Source organism: Streptomyces solincola (assembly GCF_002982015.1).
Classification (GTDB): domain Bacteria; phylum Actinomycetota; class Actinomycetes; order Streptomycetales; family Streptomycetaceae; genus Streptomyces; species Streptomyces solincola.
Window position 1 is genome coordinate 1 of sequence record NZ_PVLV01000297.1, and the last position, 18406, is coordinate 18406.

The 18406-nt window shown below is 72.1% G+C and carries 17 protein-coding genes; 6 read left to right on the forward strand and 11 right to left on the reverse strand.

Annotated elements, in window-relative coordinates:
- Positions 1-57: 57 nt before the first annotated feature.
- A complete protein-coding gene (cbiE, locus tag C6N75_RS19440; protein WP_105870189.1) occupies positions 58-1320 on the reverse strand; it encodes a precorrin-6y C5,15-methyltransferase (decarboxylating) subunit CbiE in 1263 nt (420 codons plus the stop codon).
- 134 nt (positions 1321-1454) lie between these two features.
- On the opposite strand from cbiE, the gene C6N75_RS19445 reads away from it, so the two are divergent.
- Genes C6N75_RS19445 through C6N75_RS19455 form a run of 3 tightly spaced genes read left to right on the forward strand, consistent with a single transcriptional unit; the run spans position 1455 to position 3718 of the window.
- Positions 1455-2537 carry an LLM class flavin-dependent oxidoreductase gene (locus tag C6N75_RS19445; protein ID WP_105870190.1) on the forward strand — a complete coding sequence of 361 codons (1083 nt, stop codon included), beginning with the start codon at positions 1455-1457 and terminating at the stop codon, positions 2535-2537.
- Positions 2534-3223: an FMN reductase gene (locus C6N75_RS19450; RefSeq protein WP_105870191.1), complete on the forward strand. Its 690-nt coding sequence runs from the start codon at positions 2534-2536 to the stop codon at positions 3221-3223. The genes C6N75_RS19445 and C6N75_RS19450 overlap by 4 nt, the downstream gene beginning before the upstream one ends.
- A gap of 18 nt (positions 3224-3241) precedes the next feature.
- Complete coding sequence (locus C6N75_RS19455) at positions 3242-3718, forward strand: universal stress protein (RefSeq protein WP_105870192.1); 477 nt, start codon at positions 3242-3244, stop codon at positions 3716-3718.
- A gap of 12 nt (positions 3719-3730) precedes the next feature.
- Here C6N75_RS19455 and C6N75_RS19460 read toward each other — a convergent pair whose 3' ends face one another.
- From C6N75_RS19460 to C6N75_RS19480, 5 genes are all read right to left on the reverse strand, one after another.
- Positions 3731-3988: a hypothetical protein gene (locus tag C6N75_RS19460; protein ID WP_105870193.1), complete on the reverse strand. Its 258-nt coding sequence runs from the start codon at positions 3986-3988 to the stop codon at positions 3731-3733.
- Entirely contained in the window at positions 3982-4170 is a 189-nt protein-coding gene (locus tag C6N75_RS19465) for a hypothetical protein (protein ID WP_105870194.1), read from the reverse strand. Before C6N75_RS19465 ends, C6N75_RS19460 begins: the two co-directional genes overlap by 7 nt.
- A 101-nt stretch (positions 4171-4271) precedes the next feature.
- Entirely contained in the window at positions 4272-5138 is an 867-nt protein-coding gene (locus C6N75_RS19470) for an ABC transporter permease (RefSeq protein ID WP_105870195.1), read from the reverse strand.
- Complete coding sequence (locus tag C6N75_RS19475) at positions 5135-6184, reverse strand: ATP-binding cassette domain-containing protein (RefSeq protein WP_258177501.1); 1050 nt, start codon at positions 6182-6184, stop codon at positions 5135-5137. Before C6N75_RS19475 ends, C6N75_RS19470 begins: the two co-directional genes overlap by 4 nt.
- 192 nt (positions 6185-6376) lie before the next feature.
- Positions 6377-6916, reverse strand: a complete 540-nt coding sequence (locus C6N75_RS19480; protein WP_256104557.1) for a hypothetical protein — start codon at positions 6914-6916, stop codon at positions 6377-6379.
- Between the two features lie 415 nt (positions 6917-7331).
- On the opposite strand from C6N75_RS19480, the gene C6N75_RS19485 reads away from it, so the two are divergent.
- A complete protein-coding gene (locus C6N75_RS19485; RefSeq protein WP_258177502.1) occupies positions 7332-8822 on the forward strand; it encodes an APC family permease in 1491 nt (496 codons plus the stop codon).
- Between the two features lie 31 nt (positions 8823-8853).
- A complete protein-coding gene (locus C6N75_RS19490) occupies positions 8854-9831 on the forward strand; it encodes a hypothetical protein (RefSeq protein WP_105870196.1) in 978 nt (325 codons plus the stop codon).
- Here C6N75_RS19490 and C6N75_RS19495 read toward each other — a convergent pair.
- From C6N75_RS19495 to C6N75_RS19510, 5 genes are all read right to left on the reverse strand, one after another.
- Complete coding sequence (locus C6N75_RS19495) at positions 9828-10508, reverse strand: hypothetical protein (protein ID WP_105870197.1); 681 nt, start codon at positions 10506-10508, stop codon at positions 9828-9830. The genes C6N75_RS19490 and C6N75_RS19495 overlap by 4 nt on opposite strands.
- The gene (locus C6N75_RS30250) at positions 10505-11101 is read right to left on the reverse strand and encodes a hypothetical protein (protein ID WP_146132613.1); all 597 of its coding nucleotides are present in this window, start codon (positions 11099-11101) and stop codon (positions 10505-10507) included. Before C6N75_RS30250 ends, C6N75_RS19495 begins: the two co-directional genes overlap by 4 nt.
- Before the next feature lie 176 nt (positions 11102-11277).
- Positions 11278-13617 (reverse strand): hypothetical protein, encoded by a 2340-nt coding sequence (locus tag C6N75_RS19500; protein WP_105870198.1) that lies wholly within the window; start codon positions 13615-13617, stop codon positions 11278-11280.
- Positions 13618-13636: 19 nt separating this feature from the next.
- Positions 13637-14059 (reverse strand): hypothetical protein, encoded by a 423-nt coding sequence (locus C6N75_RS19505; RefSeq protein WP_105870199.1) that lies wholly within the window; start codon positions 14057-14059, stop codon positions 13637-13639.
- Between the two features lie 229 nt (positions 14060-14288).
- Complete coding sequence (locus C6N75_RS19510) at positions 14289-16373, reverse strand: PhoX family protein (protein WP_105870200.1); 2085 nt, start codon at positions 16371-16373, stop codon at positions 14289-14291.
- Positions 16374-16643: 270 nt separating this feature from the next.
- Here C6N75_RS19510 and C6N75_RS19515 point away from each other — a divergent pair, with 270 nt between their 5' ends.
- Positions 16644-18350, forward strand: coding sequence for a VWA domain-containing protein (locus C6N75_RS19515; RefSeq protein ID WP_105870201.1), 1707 nt, complete (start codon positions 16644-16646; stop codon positions 18348-18350).
- Positions 18351-18406 lie beyond the last annotated feature (56 nt).

Genomic DNA, 18406 nt, shown 5'->3' on the forward strand with positions numbered 1-18406 from the left:
ATGCCCCATGACCGTCTACTTCATCGGCGCCGGGCCCGGCGCCGATGAAGTAGACGGTCATGGGGCATCACTTCCGTGCGCGGGCTTGGTCGCGGACCACTGGGTGACCGGCATGGCCTGGCGCCAGCCGGTGAAGCCGCCGACCGGGACGGCGTGGGCGACGGCGAGCCGCACCAGGTCGCCGCCGTGCCGGCGGTACGCGTCGGCGAGCAGCGCCTCGGACTCCAGGGTCACCGTGTTGGCGACCAGCCGTCCGCCGGGCCGCAGCGCCGCCCAGCAGGTGTCGAGGAGCCCGGGGGCGGTGAGACCGCCGCCGACGAAGACGGCGTCGGGCTGTTCGAGTCCGGCCAGGCCGCCGGGGGCCGCCGCGTGCACGACCCGCAGGCCGGGCACGCCGAGCGCGGCGGCGTTGCGGGCGATCCGGTCCGCCCGTGCGGCGTCCCGCTCCACGGCCACGGCGCGGCAGGAACGGTGGACGCGCATCCACTCGACGCCGATGGAGCCGGAGCCGCCGCCGACGTCCCAGAGCAGTTCGCCGGGGGCGGGGGCGAGCGCCGCGAGCGTGGCGGCGCGCACATGCCGCTTGGTGAGCTGGCCGTCGTGCTCGTACGCCTCGTCGGGCAGCCCCGGCGCCGCCCCCAGCCGGAGCGCTCCGGGGGCGCGAACGCAGGAGACGGCGACGATGTTGAGCGGGTCGCCGGGCGGGTGCGGCCAGTCGTCGGCGATGCCGGTCAGGGTGTGCTCCCGCGCGGAGCCGAGCTGTTCGAGGACGGTGAGCAGGCTCGGGCCGAAGCCGCGTTCGCGCAGCAGTGCGGCGACCTCGCCGGGGGTCGCCGCGCCCGCGCTCAGCACCAGCACCCGCCGGCCGTGGTGCAGGGCGGCGGACAGGGCGTCCAGCGGGCGGCCGACGAGGGTGACGGTCTCGGTATCCTCCACCGGCCAGCCGAGTCGGGCGCAGGCGTGGGAGACGGAGGACGGGTGGGGGAGCACGCGCAGCTCGTCCGCGCCGGCCGTCTCGGCGAGCGCCCGGCCGATGCCGTGGAACATGGGGTCGCCGCTGGCCAGCACGGCGATCCGGCGTCCGGCGTGCGCGGCGAGCAGCCGGGGCACGGCGGGCCGCAGCGGGGACGGCCAGGCGATCCGCTCGCCGGCGCATTCGGCGGGCAGCAGGTCGAGCTGGCGGCCGCCGCCGATCAGCACCTGCGCGGTGCGCAGCGCGTCCCGGGACGCCTCGGGCAGTCCGGCCCAGCCGTCGGCTCCGATGCCCACCACGTGGACGGGGCGGCCGGGGGCCGGCGGGCGGGTGTCGGTGCTGCTCACGGGCTGGACCCTACCGGCGCGGGGTCGCGGAATAGCCGGGAGGGTGGCGCCGTTGAGGGAGTTAGTTCAATGTTCAATCATTGGCTCGGGCCGGGTGACCTACCGGGCCCCGGACGGAAGCGAGAGGGAGCACCATGCAGTTCGGCGTCTTCACCGTCGGCGACGTGACGACCGACCCGACCAACGGCCGCACTCCGAGCGAGCACGAGCGCATCAAGGCGATGGTCGCGATCGCGCTGAAGGCCGAGGAGGTCGGTCTCGACGTCTTCGCCACCGGCGAGCACCACAACCCGCCGTTCGTCCCGTCCTCGCCGACCACCATGCTCGGCCACATCGCGGCCCGCACCGAGAACCTCGTCCTCTCCACGTCCACCACGCTGATCACCACCAACGACCCGGTGAAGATCGCCGAGGACTACGCGATGCTCCAGCACCTCGCCGACGGGCGGGTGGACCTGATGATGGGCCGCGGCAACACCGGCCCGGTCTACCCCTGGTTCGGCCAGGACATCCGCCAGGGCATCGCGCTCGCGGTGGAGCACTACGCCCTGCTGCACAGGCTGTGGCGGGAGGACGTCGTCGACTGGCAGGGCAGCTTCCGCACCCCGCTACAGGGGTTCACCGCCACGCCCCGCCCACTGGACGGCACCCCGCCGTTCGTCTGGCACGGCTCGATCCGCTCCCCGGAGATCGCCGAGCAGGCCGCCTACTACGGCGACGGCTTCTTCCACAACAACATCTTCTGGCCCCAGGAGCACACCCGCCGCATGGTCGAGCTGTACCGCGAGCGGTACGCGCACTACGGCCACGGCACGCCCGAGCAGGCCATCGTGGGCCTGGGCGGCCAGGTGTTCATGCGGCACAACTCCCAGGACGCGGTACGGGAGTTCCGGCCGTACTTCGACAACGCACCGGTGTACGGGCACGGCCCCTCGCTGGAGGAGTTCACCGAGCAGACCCCGCTCACCGTCGGCTCCCCGCAGCAGGTGATCGAGCGGACCCTCGGCTTCCGCGAGGCCGTCGGCGACTACCAGCGCCAGTTGTTCCTGATGGACCACGCCGGGCTGCCGCTGAAGACCGTGCTGGAGCAGCTCGACATCCTCGGCGAGGAGGTCGTACCGGTGCTGCGCAAGGAGTTCGAGCGCCTGCGCCCGGCCGGCGTCCCCGCCACCGCCCCGCCGCACCCGGCCCTGACCCGGAAGGAGGCCTCGGCATGACCACCGCCACGGGCCCCACGGCCGCCACCCCTTCGAGCACGGCGGTTCCCTCGCGGATCACGCGGATCACGGTCGTGTCGGCCGGGCTGAGCAGCCCGTCCTCGACCCGGCTGCTGGCCGACCGCCTCGCCGAGGCGGTCGCCGCCGCCACCGCGGTGGACATCGAGGTGGTCGAGCTGCGCGAGCTGGCCGTGGACATCGGCAAGCACCTGGTCTCCGGCTTCCCGTCGCCCGCGCTGCGGACCGCGCTGGACGCGGTGACCGGCGCCGACGGGCTGATCGCCGTCACTCCCGTGTTCGCCGCCTCGTACAGCGGGCTGTTCAAGTCCTTCTTCGACCTCGTCGAGCCGGACGCCCTGACCGGCATGCCGGTGCTCGTCGCGGCGACCGGCGGGACCGCCCGTCACTCCCTGGTGCTGGAGCACGCGCTGCGCCCGCTCTTCGCCCATCTGCGGGCCGTGGTGGTCCCGACCGCCGTCTACGCGGCCTCGGAGGACTGGGGCGGCGCCGGCCGCCCCGGCGACGGCGGCCTGGCCGAGCGGATCCCCCGGGCGGGCGACGAGCTGGCCGCGCTGGCGGCGGGCCGACCGGTTGCGGCCCGGCGCACGGGTAAGGAGAACGGGGAGAAGGACCTGGCAGCGGAACTCGTACCGTTCGAGCAGCATCTGGCGCGGCTCGGCGGCTGACCCTCGGAGGTGGTGGCCATGGCGGCGAACCGGATCGTGGTGGGCGTCGACGGCTCCGAACCGTCCCTGAAGGCCCTGGCGTGGGCGGCCGGGCAGGCCCGGCTGACCGGCGCGGTGCTGGAGGCCGTGGCGTGCTGGGAGTATCCGCCGAACGCCTGGGCCGGGATCGCCACCGGGATGGGTCCCACCGCGCCCGCCCTGCCCGACGACTACGACCCGGAGTCGCTCGCCCGCAAGGAGCTGGACGAGGCGCTGGCCGCCGCCCTGGACGGACCCACCGCGGCGGCCGCGGTGCGGCGGGTCGTCCCCGGCCACGCCGCGCAGGCGCTCACCGAGATCGCCGAGGGCGCGGACCTGCTGGTCGTGGGCGACCGCGGCTACAGCGGCGTCCGGGCCGCGCTGCTCGGCTCGGTCAGCACCCATGTCGCCCAGCACGCCCCCTGCCCGGTGGTCGTGGTCCGCGGCGAGGGGCCCGGCGCCCCGAGCGCCGGGTAGCCCCCGCGGCGATCACATCGCCAGCACCGCGTAGGCGTGCAGAAAGGCCACGGCCAGCGCGACGAGCAGCAGGGTCGCGGACCAGGGATGGGACTGGTGCCAGGGCATCCGTACGCCGGGGAAGGCGCGCTTCAGCCCCTTCCAGTCGTACCAGTGGTCCTCCGCGGTCGGTGTCTCCAGCAGCCGGCGAAACAGCCGCGAGAGGTCACGTTGCTGCCATACGCGCAGGTCGAGTACGTAGGGCCGGGCGCTCTCGGACGTGATCACCATGCGCCCGGGCACCGGGCTGAACGGCTGATGGTCGTGGTCACCGGATGCAGCCCGGTGAGGAACTCCGCCGGGCTGCGCCACACCTCGACGCCGAAGGCGTTGCGCACCCGCAGCATGTCGCCGCTGACCTCCACCTGGGCGCTCGCCCCGCGTAACGCCACCGCGCCCATGGCGGCCAGCACCGGGACGAACGCCGGCAGACCTTGTCGCAGAGCCGCCTCACCTGCGCCCGGAGCCGTCTCACGTGTGCTCGGAGCTCACCTCACGTGTGCCCGGAGCCGTCTCACTTGCGGTTGTAGAGCCTCATCGTCACCGTGCCGAAGACCACCACGAACACCCCGGCCCACCCCAGCGACCAGGCGATGTCCGCGGCCGGCCACCCGCCCGCCATCAGATCGCGCACCGCGCTCGCCACATGGGTCACCGGGCTGTTGTTGACGAACGCCTGGAGCCAGCCCGGCATCGTCCGCGGGTCCACGAACACGTTGCTCAGGAAGGTCAGCGGGAAGATCACCATCATGCTGACGCCCATCACCGACTTCTCGGTGCGCAGCAGCAGCCCGAACATGGTCCAGATCCACGAGAAGGCGAACGAGAAGACCAGCAGCAGCGCCACCCCGGCCAGCACGCCGACCACCCCGCCGTCCGGGCGGTAGCCGATCAGCATGCCCACCGCCAGCATCACCGCGGACGCGATGAGATAGCGGATCACATCCCCGAGCAGATAGCCGACCATGGGCGCGGGCCGCCAGATCGGCAGCGTGCGGAAGCGGTCGAAGACGCCCTTCTGGATGTCGGTGTTGACCGCCACCCCGGTGTACATGGTGATCATCACGACGCTCATGGTGAGGATGCCGGGCAGCAGGAACTGGATGTACCGGGTGGCCGATCCGGCCAGCGCACCGCCGAAGAGGTACGTGTACATCAGCACCATCATGATCGGGAACGCCGTCACGTCGAAGAGCTGCTCCGGCACGTGCTTGATCTTCAGCATGGCCCGCCAGCCGAAGGTCAGCGACGCCGACAGCGCGCTCGGGCGCGGCGGCCGGCGGGCGGAGACCAGCAGTGCCGCCAGGTCCTCGGCGCGCGGCGCGCTGTAGGCGGTGTCCGCGACCGGACCGGAGGTCTTGGTGGTCGTCGTGGTGCTCATCGGACGGTCCTCTCGGTCCTCTCGGTCCTCTCGTTCTCCCCGTCCCGCTCGATTTCCCCGGCCTTCGGCTCGGCCTCCGGGCGGCGGTCGGTCAGGGCGAGGAACACCTCGTCCAGACTGGGCTGGCCCAAAGCGAAGTTGTCCACGGTGATCCCGGCGCGGGCCAGCTCCGCCAGCGCCCGCGCGGCCTCCTCGGCCGCGCCGAGGTCGCTGCCGCGCCCGTCGACTGTCGCGGTCAGCGCGACCGGGTCCGCGTCGAGGGTGACGGTGGCGCGCAGGGCGGAGGTCAGCACCCGCTCGGCCTCGGGCCGTTGCTCGGCCTCCCGTAGCCGCACATGCACCGAGCCGGACCCCACGGATGCCTTCAGCTCGCCCTTGGTGCCCTCGGCGATGACCCGGCCGTGGTCGATGACGGCGATCCGGGCGGCCAGTTGGTCGGCCTCGTCGAGGTACTGGGTGGTGAGCAGCACGGTGGTGCCCTGGGCGACGACGGCGCGCACGATGTCCCAGACCTGGTTGCGGCTGCGCGGGTCGAGTCCGGTGGTCGGCTCGTCCAGGAAGAGCAGGTCGGGGGTGTTGAGGATGGAGGCGGCGATGTCGATACGACGCCGCATGCCGCCCGAGTAGTTCTTCACCTGCCGTCCGGCCGCGTCGGCCAGCCCGAACGCCGCCAGCAGCTCCGCCGAACGCTCTCGCGCGGCCGCCTTGCCGTGCCCGAGCAGCCTGCCCAGCAGCACCAGGTTCTCGGTGCCGGTCAGGTCCTCGTCCACCGATGCGTACTGGCCGGTGAGGCTGACCCGTCCGCGTACCGCGTCCGCCTCGCGGACCACGTCCATGCCGAACACCCGGGCCTCGCCGCCGTCCGGCCGCAGCAGGGTGGCCAGCATCTTCACCGCGGTGGTCTTGCCTGCGCCGTTCGGCCCGAGCACCCCGTACACGGTGCCGGCGGGCACGCGCAGATCGATACCGTCGACCGCCCGGTTCTCGCCGAAGACCTTGACCAGTTGGTGGGTCTCGATGGCCGGTTGTTCCGTCGATGACGTCATGGGTGCGGTCCCTGAGGCCGGGGGCGGACACGGGCGGACGCGCATGTTTCACGTGAAACACCATGTTTCACGTGAAACATGCGCGGCACGGCGTCCTCCCAGTCTCGGTCGCCCGTCCGCCCGGCGCCACCCGTACGCCTGTGCGACCTGGTCCGGGGTATCCGTCGGGCCTCGCCGGGCCCGTCCGGGCTTCTAGCGGGGAGCCCCGCCGCGCGTCTTCCGCAGTGCCGCGTGCGCCGGCTCCCGACCCAGCGGGGCGGCCGGCTCCCTGGCCGAGTCGTCGGCCTGCGGCCGGTCCGGGGCGTTGGCCGGGTGGTACGCCGGGTCGTGCACATAGAAGGCGTAGAACATGCCCACCGTCGTGGCGGCGGCGATGAGGACCGAGAGCACGATCGAGGTCAGCACGCTCTCCGAGGTCAGGCTGTGCAGCCAGCCGATCGCCAGGCCGGTGAGCGCGCCGAACGCGGCCGCCCGCAACTGAAGCGGCAGCCGGTGCTGGACGGCTCCAAGCCCGAGGCACAGCGCGCCGAAGACCAGGCCGCTGACCACGCCCAGCACCACCTGGCCGCCGGTCACCGGCCCCTCGCCGCTGCGGTCGATGAACTGCGCGTAGAAGCCGTAGAAGACGGCCAGCGAGATCGGCAGGATCACCCACAGATGCCGCCGCCGGCGCTCCTCCTTGATCCGACGGTGCCGCGCGAGCCGCTGCGGCACCGAGGCGTGTGTGACCATGGCGGAACTCCTTCCGTCGCCTCCCCCGCACCACTCCAGGGCACACCCGGCCCGGCCGCCCGGCAAGTGGATCAGCCCGCCCCGCGCGGCTGCGGACCCACGCGGTGGCCGGCCCTCCGCCGGCTTTCCCACCCGGCGGCCGAGCGCACAACGATCCGGGCCCCGGTATGCCGTGAACGGCCCGCGCGCCCCCTACGCCCACTACGATGCGCACGACCCCGCACGCATGTGGTGACCATGCCGACGCCGTGCCCGTGCGGGGCGGTTCGCCGTCCACCGCCGTACGCCGTGCCACCCGAGGACAACAGCGATGCGCGCTCCCTCCCGCAGGACCTCCCCCCACCGAGCCGCTCCCGGATCCGCCTCCGGACCCTCCACCTCCAGGCCCGCCTCCCACCGCTCCACATCCGTCCGCATGACCGGGCGCGCGTCCGGGCGCGCGTTCGGGCGCGGGCTGCGGCCCAACGCCCTGGGCCCCCTCGACACCGTGGTCATGGCCGTGGCCGGCAGCGCACCCGCCTACTCGCTGTCCGCGACCGCCGCCGTGCTGGTCGGCGCGGTCGGCCTGGCCGCGCCCGCCGCGCTGCTGTACTGCGCGATACCCATGCTCGGCATCGTCCTGGCGTACGGGCGGCTCGGTCGCATCGACGTCAACGCCGGCGCCGCCTACTCCTGGGTGGGCCGCACCCTCCACCCGTCCCTGGGCTTCCTCTCCGGCTGGGCGCTGGTGGTGGCCGCGACGCTGTTCATGGTGGCCGGCTCGCTGCCCGCCGGACAGCTCACCCTCTCCCTGATCGACCCCGCGCTCGCCTCGCACACCGGACTCGCCGGCCTCGTCGGCGCCGGCTGGTTCCTCGTCATGCTGCTGGTCGTGCTCGGCGGCGCCCGGCTCACCGCGCGCGCCCAACTGCTGCTCACCGGTGTCGAGCTGACGATCCTCCTCCTCTTCATCATCGGCGTCGTCCTGCACCGGGGCGCGGCCGCCGCCTTCGACTGGTCCTGGCTCGGCTTCTCCCACTTCGACGGGGTGTCCGGCTTCGCCTCGGGCGCGCTGGTGGCCGCGTTCTGCTTCTGGGGGTGGGACGTCACCGGCAACCTCAGCGAGGAGACCCGCGACGGCCGCCGCACCGCCGGATTCGGCGCGCTGGCCGGGCTGGCCGTCGTCTTCCTGGTCTTCGAGGCGTTCACCATCGCCGTCAACATCGTCCTCGCCGCCGGAACCGTCACCCCGGGCGCCGACGCGCTGGTGCTGCTCGGCGAGGCGGTCTGGCCCGGCATCGGCGGCAAGCTGCTGGTGGTCGCCGTGATGCTGTCCACCGTCGCCACCCTGGAGACCACGCTGATCCAGGTCACCCGCTCGCTGTTCGCGATGGGGCGGGACCGCACCATGCCCGCCGCCCTCGGCGCGGTGCACCGCCGGTGGAACACCCCCTGGGTGGCGATCACCGTCGTCGGGGCGGTCGCCCTGGTGCTGTTCGCCGCCGCGACCACCCTCGGCTCGGTCGCCGACATCGTTGCCGAGGCGGTCCGGGCGATGGGCCTGCTGGTCGCCTTCTACTACGGCCTCGCCGGGGTCGCCGCGGTCGTCGCCTACCGCCGCACCCTGCTGACCTCGCTGCGCGAACTGCTGCTCGGCGGGGTGTGGCCGCTGCTGGGCGCCGTCTTCATGCTGTGGGTCTTCTTCGAGTCGCTGAGCGCGCTGGGCACCGCCTCGGTCGCCATCGGCCTGGGCGGGCTGGCCGCCGGACTGGTCCCCATGGCCTGGTACTGGCGGCGCGGCAGCTCCTACTACCGCCCCGCCAGACTGGACGCGGCCCGCGCGCTGGCCGCCGAGTCCCCGTACCAAGCGGTCCACCGCGACCGCCGGCCCGACGCCGCCCACGAGGCCCTGGCCACCGACTACTGACACCGGCCGCGTCCGGGGAGGGGGTGGTCCCATGGCCGTACGCCGCAGCCGACGGGCCGCGCGCTTCGTACCCGACTTCGACCGGGACTCCGGCGACCGGGCGCTCACCGACGCCCGCCACGACATCGTCATCGGCCGCTGGCAGGGCGTACGCGACCTGCTGCACGCCACCGGCCGCGACTGGCCCCTGCGCACCCACCGGCTGCGCCTGCTGGCACACGCGGCGGCCGCCGGCTCCACCTCCGAGTCCTGGTACGCCGCCGAACCCGGCGACCCGGACGCGGCGGTGCTGCGCGCCGCCACCGAGGTCGTACGGGTCTTCGACGCGGCCATCGCCGCCGGGCGCGGCGCCCCGGTGGACCGGGCCCGGCTCGACACCACGGTGCTGACCTGCCTGGTCGCCGCCGACGCCCGCCCCGACGACCCGATGCCGTGGGTCTCCCTGCTCACCATCGCCCGCCTCTACCAGGGCGGCGTCGGCCGGGCGGAACTGCGCGCCTGGTGGGACGAGCTGCGGCGGCGCGACCCGGACAACCTGGAAGGCCACATCCAGCTCCTGCGCTACCGCTCGGCACGCTGGCACGGCACCCACGGCTCGATGTACGACCTGGCGCGTGACGCCGCCGGGGCCGCCCGCCCCGGCTCGCCGCTCCCCGTCCTGGTGCAGATAGCCCGGGCCGAGGAGTACCGCTACGTCGCCGACGCCTCACGCGGCCGAGCCCCGGTGCGCGGCTTCGACCAGCACTGGAAGCACGAGCTGGCGGCGACCGAGGCGGTGCGCACCTGCTCCCGCTGGCTCGGCGGCCGCCCCCCGGGCCCGGTCCGCCCCGAGGAGGTCGAACCCCTCAACTACCTCGCCCACGCCGCCTGCCACGCCGCCCTCACCGACCAGGCCCGCGACCTCTTCACCCTGCTCGGCCCCCGCGCCGCCTGGTTCCCCTGGTCCTACACCGGCGACCCGGCGCAGCAGTTCACCCACTGGCGCGAGGAACTGCTGGGCAGCGCCTAACCCTTGCCCGCAGTCGGCAGCGCCGGCTTGGTCGCCAGCCCGCCGTCGTCCTTGCAGCCCAGCTCCTTGGCGAGGGCGAGGGAGAAGGAGTGGGCGACGGTGGCGTATGCCTTGCGGACGTCCTGCGCGTCGGCGTCGGGAATCTGCAACGGTCTGGGGCCGACGGAGAGGGTGACGTAGCGCGGCGCGGAGCCGGGGAACTCCCTGCCGCCGAAACAGGCGAAGGTGAGGTGCGCCCGCCTCGGCGGCTCGTTGCGGGTCGCGTCCCTCGGCACCGTGCTGACCTGCGGGACGGACCCGCTCTCCGGCGCGGTGCCGTCCATGGACCACTCGACTGTCAGCTCGTCCAGGTCGGCGCTGCCGGCCGGGTGGATGTCGCAGAGCGTCCCATCGCCCTCTGTCGTCGACGTGTTGCGGCCCATCGCCTTCGCGGCAGCCGAGACAGTCGAGTCCTCGCCGGACTTCTCGAACCGCTTCGTGCCCATGACGAGTTCGAGGACTTGAGCCGCCTCGGTGGACACCGCCTGGCCGCCGCAGAGGCGCTGGGCCGCCACGGAGGTGTCGGCAGGCTGCTCGTCGTCCTCACCGCCGCAGCCTGCGGCAGTGAGGGTGAGAGCGCCGACCACGGCCGCATGGAGGAGTGCGCCGGTTCGCCGGGTGCGCTTGCGGCTGGTCATTGTCGATCTTCCAGCGTTCCCTCAGAAGGACTCGGTGCCGCTTTGACGGGTGTCAGTGTCGGCTTGCTCTTGAGTCCGCCGTTGTCCTTGCAGCCCAGCTCTTTGGCGAGGGCAAGGGAGAAGGAGTGGGCGACGGTGGCGTAGGCGTCGCGTAGGGCGTTTACATCGCCGTCGGGCTCCCTCGGTGGCCCACCGAGCCTCGCCTCGATGGTGAAGTAGCGAGGCTCAGCAACCGGGAAGTCTGCGGTGTCGGAGCAGGCGAAGGTGACGAAGGACTTGGTCGGGGAGGCGCCCGCCCGTTCGCCTATCGGTAGCTCGGTGAACTTCGAGGCGAGAGGGCCCTTGTGCGCGCTGCTTTCCATGCGCCAGGTGACTTCTACCTCTTTGTGTGACGGGCTGGGTACGTAAACGATGCAGACGTCACCATAGCTTGGCTGATTGGGCCAGCCGGCTTCTTTGATGCCTTGTGCTGCGTTCTCAACCGAATTGGTCTTGCTGGACTGTACGAAACGGGTCGACCCAGTGATCAATTCGAGGGCATCACCGGCGTCGGCCGACACCGCCATGCCGCCGCACAGTCGTTCCGCCGTCACGGACGGTTTTGTCCGCCTCTCGCCGCCCCCTCCGCCGCAGGCGGCAGTCGCGAGTGCCAGTGCTACGACTGCGACTGCACGGGCTGGCCTCCAGGCTTCCCGCTGTCCGCCAGGACTGGTCACCGTGAGTTCCTCTTCATTCTTGGATGGTTCGGGGGTATGTGCCGGTGAGATGCTCAATCGGTCTCCGGATCATTTCCCTGCTGATTCTCGCGGTCGATTCCCTCCCCGTATCCGATCAACATGGAGTTTCCCAGAGTCTCGGCGAAGTCGGCATCTCGCACATGCTCTTGGATGAATGCGTCCTTCGGGGATTCGGCCAGACTTTCACCTGCCTTGTAAATCTTCTTCCGGTCTTCCTCGATCGCGTCCTCTGTGTTCCCCTTGTGTTCTTCGACCGAGTTTTCCGAGATATTGCCCACTAGGTGGCTGATTCCCTGTTCCAGGGCACCGCTTGCGGTGTCCGTTGCCAATGGAATCAGAATGGCAGCTGTTCCCACGGCTGCGGTCGCGGGAAGGAACGCCACACCCGCCGCAATACCTGCGGCAGCCCCGAACTCGATCCAACCCTGCCGCTTCTCGACGGCCTTCTGGTAGTCCTCGTGCGTCTTGAGGCTGGTGGCCGCGACCTGATTGCCGCGGGACTGGTCGAGCATTCCCTGGACCTCGGCTCCGACGCGCACGGCTTGCCTGGCCCCGCCGTGGTCGATCTTTCCGTCCGCGCTCACCTGGTTCTCCAGTACGCTGCGGGTATAGACCTCATTCGCGGTCGAGACCGATGCATAGGCGTCCGGATGCTGCCCCAAGGTGCTGAGGAAGTCCCGCGTGACGCTTCGCAGATTGCCGTCCTCGGTGTCCGAGAAGGGAAGGCGCCCCTCTTGCCTGCCCGACGCGAAGACGCTGTCTTCTTTGTTCTTCTCCAAGGCCCAGTTGATGTCGTCGATGTATCCGGCGCCCATGACACCGAGGCTGTCGGCCATGGCCTCCTGCTTCTTCAGCAGGCCGGCGTCCGAGCCGTACTTCTCCATGACGTCCCGCATGACGGCCGCGTTGTCGGCGTCGCGGGCCGCGCTCGCGTCCGGGTGCCCGGCCGGGTATCCGAGGGTTGCCGCCTCCAGGGCCTTGCCCAGGGCGTCCGGCATGTGGCCGAGTGACGCCTTCTGCTCTTTCTCGTCCAGGGTGTTGGTGTCGGGGAAGCTCTCCCACTTCTCGTTGCCGAAGAAGTCGAGGTAGTTGTCGATCGCCTTGCCGTCGGCCTTGCCCAGGTCGGCCGTCGCGCCGTGGTTGACCGTGCCGTCCTCGTTGTACGCGGTCGGCGGGTCGGCGAAGAAGCGCTTGGCCGCCTCCGGGCTGTTGCCGAGCGCCTCCAGCATGGCGGTCGTCGGGTCGTAGCCCGCGCCGTTGACCCCGGAAGGGTTGTACGGGTTCTTGAAGGGGCTGTTCACCTGCTTGTTCTCGGCGAACATGAACGGGTCCTTCTGGTGGAGCTGTGCCACGTGCTCCGCGATCGGGTTGAGGAACTTCGCGTCGTAGTTCCCGTACCGCATGATGCCGCCGAGCAACTGGTATCCGAACGGCCCGGCGTAGTCGTTCTTGGCCAGCATGACGCGCTCGGTGCCGAGCTTGCGCAGTTCCGGGCCCCATTCGGCGGTGAATGCCTTGTCGTGGGAGGCGGTGGCCAGGTTGAGCCCGAGGTTCCGCTGGAGTTCCTGGACGTCCTTCAGCCGCTCCTTGTCCAGCTCCATGTAGTCGTAGGTGTCCGTGGAGAGCTGCCCGAAGAAGGCGAGGGCTTTCTCCGGCCCGAGCTTCTCGTAGAAGCCCTTCGAGAACTCCGGCGACTTGGCGTTGTCCGCGAGCAGCTCGTTGAGCGCCTGGAGCTCCGCGTGGGTGAGGTCGCGGCCCTTGGCGGCCAGTCCGGCGGCCCGGGCGGCCTCTTCCTGGTCCGTCTTCGTGTACGTCGGAGCGCTGAAGTCCTTGGCGTTGGTGACGTTGGCCTCAAGGGAGTTCTTGAAGGACACGTCCGTGTCGTTGCAGGCCTCGACGATGTCGTCGATCCGCCGCTGCCACGACGCGACGTTTTCCTTCTCCTCCCGCACCAGTGCGGCGTAGTCGACGCCGGGGTCGCGCTGGCCGGGCGGCAGGTCCTCCACCGAGTCGCGCGCCGTCACCTTTCCCTGTCCGTCCACGTGGACGCCGGCCTTGGGGCCCTCGTGGTCGCGGATGCTCGTCAGGTCGTCCTTGGCCTTCTTGAAGGCGGTGTAGCCCTCTTCGAGGATCTGCTTGACGCCCTTGGCCTCGGCGGCGGCGTCCTTGAACTCCTTGGCCGTCTGGGCGACGAACGCCTTGGTGACGCCCGCGTTGGCGCCCTCCCAGGCGGCCTTGTCCGCCCTGGCCTTCATGCCGTCCGTGGCCTCGGTGGCCAGCGTGTCCAGCTTGGTGGCCATCTCGGCCCAGTCGTCCACCGCGGTCTTCAGCTTGCCCAGCGGCGCGTCGACGATGTCCTCGTACTTCAGCATTCCGACGTTCCCCCGACCGTCACTTCATGTATTCGGAGAGCTTGGAGACCGCGGTCAGGTCGCCTTCGACCTTCACGTCGTCCTTCGCGTGCTGCGCCTTCGTGTAGTCCAGGTGGTTCGATATCCGCCCGCAGGCGTCGAGCAGCGTCTTCAGATGGTCGTTCCAGCGGTCGTGCACCTTGAGCAGCGCGGAACCGCTCGCGAACTCGCCGTTGTTCAGTGCGATCGCCGCGTCGAAAGTCGCCGGGCGGGCGTGGTCGCCGTCCTTGGAGAGGCGGGTGCGCAGACCGTAGGCGTCGTTTCCGATACGGCCGAGGTCGTCCCGGTTGACGACCAGATCGGCCGTTCCGCCGCCGCCTTCGGCCGGCAGGCTGTTGAGCCGCATCGCACTCCGCTGGGCCGCCGCGGCGCGGAGTTCGGCCCATTCCTCGTCGAACGACATGAATCCCCCATATTCGACGGCCGCGCCGTCCGGTGAACGCGGGCCACAGACGTACGAACGAACCGTATCGGTCCGCTCGCCCCCGCCGTAGAGAGGATGCGGAGGGCGGGTGCCCGTTCCGTGAGGAAGCCGGAAACGCGGGAGGCAGTACGGGAGGGCCCCGCCGGGCGGTGCGTGCCATGGAGGACGCACTGCTCGACGGGGCCCCGGACCTGCCTCACCGGTCCGCTCAGACGCCGATGTCGCGCCCGTCCTTGCGGTAGACGGCGACGACCGAAGGCCGGACGATCCGGCCCGGGCCGTCCGGCCAGACGGAGGCCGGCTTCTCCACCGAGGCGCCGTCCACCTCGCCCGGGTGCTGCACCGCGACCAGCACCCGCCGGTCCTGGATGATCGGCCCGCAGGTCTCCGCGCCGGCCGGCACGGTCAGGAACTGCTTCAGCTCACCGCGCCGGTCGCCCTGCACGGCCACCCCGAACAGCCCGTCGTGCGAGCCGAGCTGGGCGCCGTCGGTGGAGATCCACAGGTTGCCGTGCGGGTCGAACGCCACGTTGTCCGGGCAGGAGATGGGGCTGACCTTCTCCTTCGGGTAGCCGGCGAAGTAGGTGGCCGGGTCGTTCGGGTCGCCCGCGACGAGGAACAGCCGCCAGGCGAAGCCGTCGGACGCCGGGTCGTCCCAGTGCTCGGCCAGCTCCAGGATCTGCCCGTGCTTGTTGAGGTTGCGCGGGTTGGGCTCGTCCGCGCCGGCCTTGCCCGGCTTGCCGCGGTCGGTGTTGTTGGTCAGCGCCACGTACACCCGCCCGGTCCGCGGCGAGGGCTCCACGTCCTCCGGGCGGTCCATCTTCGTCGCGCCCACCTTGTCGCCGGCGAGCCGGGTGAAGACGTACACCTCCTCCGCCGTCATCCCCGGCACGTGCGAGACGTCGCCGGTGGCCAGCGGGATCCAGTGGCCGGCGCCGTCGAACTCGCCGTCGCTCGGCAGCTTGCCGGCGCCGTCGACCTCGGCGGCGGGGGAGTCGCCGGTGATCTTCGCCACGTAGAGGGTGCCCTCGTCCAGCAGCGTCAGGTTGTGCTCGCGGGCACGCCGCGAGGAGCCCTTCATCATCCGCTTCGAGGAGACGAACTTGTAGAAGTAGTCAAAGCGCTCGTCGTCGCCCATGTAGACGACCGGCCGGCCGTCCCCGGTCAGCCGGGGCTGCGCCGCCTCGTGCTTGAAGCGGCCGAGCGCGGTGCGCTTGCGCGGGGTGGACTCCGGGTCGTACGGGTCCAGCTCCACCACCCAGCCGAAGCGGTGCACCTCGTTGGGCTCCTGCGCCAGGTCGAAGCGCTTGTCGAACCGCTCCCACTTGCGCTCGGTGGCGCCGGTCCCGACGCCGTACCGCTTGTCCGTGGCGCTCGACCCGTTGGCGAAGTACTGGTTGAAGTTCTCCTCGCCGTGCAGCGTGGTGCCCCACGGTGTCTCGCCGCCCGCGCAGTTGTTGAGCGTGCCCAGCACCCGGCGGCCGCCGGGGTCGACCGAGGTGCGCAGCAGCGCCGAACCGGCGGCCGGGCCGGTCAGCTCGAAGCGGCTGGTGGCGGTGAGCCGGCGGTTCAACGGGTGCCGGGAGACCGGGGTGAGCCGGCCGTCGCGGTGCTGCTCCTGCACCACGACCACGGACAGCCCGTGCGCCGCCCAGGCGATCTCCACCTGCTCACGTGTCGGTTCGGCGGCGTCGTAGCCGCGGAACATCAGCACCTCGTCGGTGTACTCGTGGTTGGCCACGAGCACTTGGCGGCCGTGCTCGCCGCGCAGCGGCAGCAGCGACAGGAAGTCGTTGTTGTAGCCGAACTGCCCGGCCTGCGCCCTGGCGCTCTGCTTCTCGGGGTCGAAGGCGGGCGCTCCGCGCAGGATCGGCTCGCCCCAGCGGATGACCACGCTCTGCGCGTAGCCCTCCGGCACGGTGACCTTGTCGTCCTTATTGGGCGCGACCGGCGTGAAGCGCAGGCCGCGCGCGCCGTCGGCCTTGCCGCCGCCGCCACCGCCGTGCCGGCCGTCCTTTCCGCCGTGCGCGGGGACCGCGGCCTGCGCCGCCGGGGCGCCGGCGCCCTGGGCGAGCACCGCGCCGCCGGCGGCGGCCGCCACGGTGACGGCGGCGGTGGCGCGCATCATCGAACGGCGCGAGAGCGCACCGGCGATGACGTCACCCGCGTACTCGTTGCCGCTGGTGTTGGGCACTTCCTGGAAGCAGGCGTCCCCGCAGCGGTAACGGCAGGTCAGCGCGGACCGGCCACCCCCGTGCGGGTGGTCGCTCAGCAGCGGCAGCAGCTTGCGCACGTCGTCCTCCTCCGGCGCGGGCCGCGCCGACAGCGTGTCGGTATTCCGTCGGCCGTGACGTTAGGGGCGGAGGTGTGCCCGACGGCGGCGGTGCGATGAACGGCCGGTGAATGCGGCCCGTCCGGAGCGGGGTTGACGCGAACGCCCCTTGCACTTTCGCCGCTGCGCGGGGCGGCTAACCTTACGTGTCTCCGCTGGCCATGGATGAATCCCCCCAATACCGGGTCAGTACGGACAACCACGGCACCCCACATGCGAAAGGCCTCTCCCATGGGCATTCGGAGCTTGCTGCGCAAGGTGTTCGGTCGCGACCGTGCAGAGACCGACGAGACGGCGACCGCCTCCGTCCCGCCGCAGACGGAACGCGCGGTGCCGGGGGAGACCGCGGCCGCCCCCCAGGCGACGGACGCGGACGCCGCCCCCGTCGAGGAGCCCGCCCGGGAGGAGAGCCGGCCCGACACCCCGGAGCCCGGCGCCGGCGGCGAGGGCTCCGGCGCGGACCGCCCCGCCGACGAGCCCACCGGCTCGGAGCAGGAGGCCGACGTCGAGGGAGACGCCGACACCGCCTCCGAGGCCGAGGACGACGGTCGTCCCGCCGACGCCGCGGGCCGCTCCGGCGGTACGCCGAAGGTGCCCGCCAACGCCGGTACGGGCTCCGCCGCCCGCTCGTCCGGCGGTACGGAGACCTCCGCGGCCCCCGCGGCCTCCGTGCCGGCCCCGGCCTCCGCCTCCCCGCAGGAGGAGTCGGCGGCCGACCTGGTCGCCGCGTCCTTCGACAACCCCCGCCCGCGCCGCGCCCAGGTGCCGGCGGCCCGCGACGAGGCCGTACCGGCCAAGGAGCAGGCCAAGGAGCGCGAGACGGAGCCCAAGGCGGCCGGCATCCCCGCCCAGTCCGGCCAGCCGGCGGCGCGGGACGCGGCGGACACCGAGCCGGAGCCGGCCACGAAGGCCGCCGAGGCCGCCGCCGCAGAGAAGGCCGCCGAAGCCGAGCAGGCGACTGAGGCCGCTGCCGAGAACGCCCCCGCGACCGAGGGCGCCGCGACCGAGGACCCCGCGACCGAGGACACCGCGAAGGAGTCCCCCGCGACCAAGACCCCCGCGAAGAAGACCCCCGCGAAGAAGGCCGCCGCGAAGAAGGCGCCGGCCAAGAAGGCGCCGGCCAAGAGGGCCACCAAGGCGACCGAGGCGGCCAAGACGACCAAGGTGACCGAGGCGGCCGCGGCGGCCGAGTCGGCGGAGGCGGCCCCGGGCAGGACCTCGTCCGCCACGTCGTCCGACTCCGCGGCCGAGAAGGCGGCCGGCAAGCCCGCCGTCACGCTCGCGCGCGTGAAGTCGCGGGCGCCGCAGCTCGCGGAGGCCTACAAGGCGGCCGGCGCGGCCCTGAGAAAGCAGGGGCTGACCGGGGCGCGGGCCACGGTCTACCTGGTGCTGGACCGGTCCGGCTCGATGCGGCCGTTCTACAAGGACGGCAGCGCCCAGCACCTGGCCGAGCAGGCGCTGGCGCTCGCGGCGCACCTGGACGAGCGGGCCACCGTGCCGGTGGTCTTCTTCTCGACCGAGGTGGACGGCACCGCGGAGGTGTCCCTGGACGAGGTCGAGGGCCGGATCGAGGCCCTGAACGACGAGTTGGGCCGGATGGGCCGTACCCACTACGAGCAGGCCGTCGAGGAGGTCCGGCGGCTGCACGCGGCATCGGACGCGGCGGACGGGCCGGCCCTGGTGGTCTTCCAGACCGACGGGGCGCCGGAGTCCCGGACGGCGGCGACCAAGGCGCTCGCCGAGGCGGCCGAGCAGAACCCGCGGATCGCCTGGCGGTTCGTGGCGTTCGGCGAGCAGGACGCCAAGGCGTTCGACTACCTGCGCAAGCTGGAGGCGGACGGCACGGAGGGCTTCGGCTTCTTCCACGCGGGTCCGGCGCCCGCCGAGGTGCCGCACGCCTCGCTGTACCGGGAGCTCCTGGCGGACTGGACCCCCTGACGCCGCACCGGGGCCGGACGCCGGACCCGCGTGGAAGAAGCCGAAGCCCTCCGTGC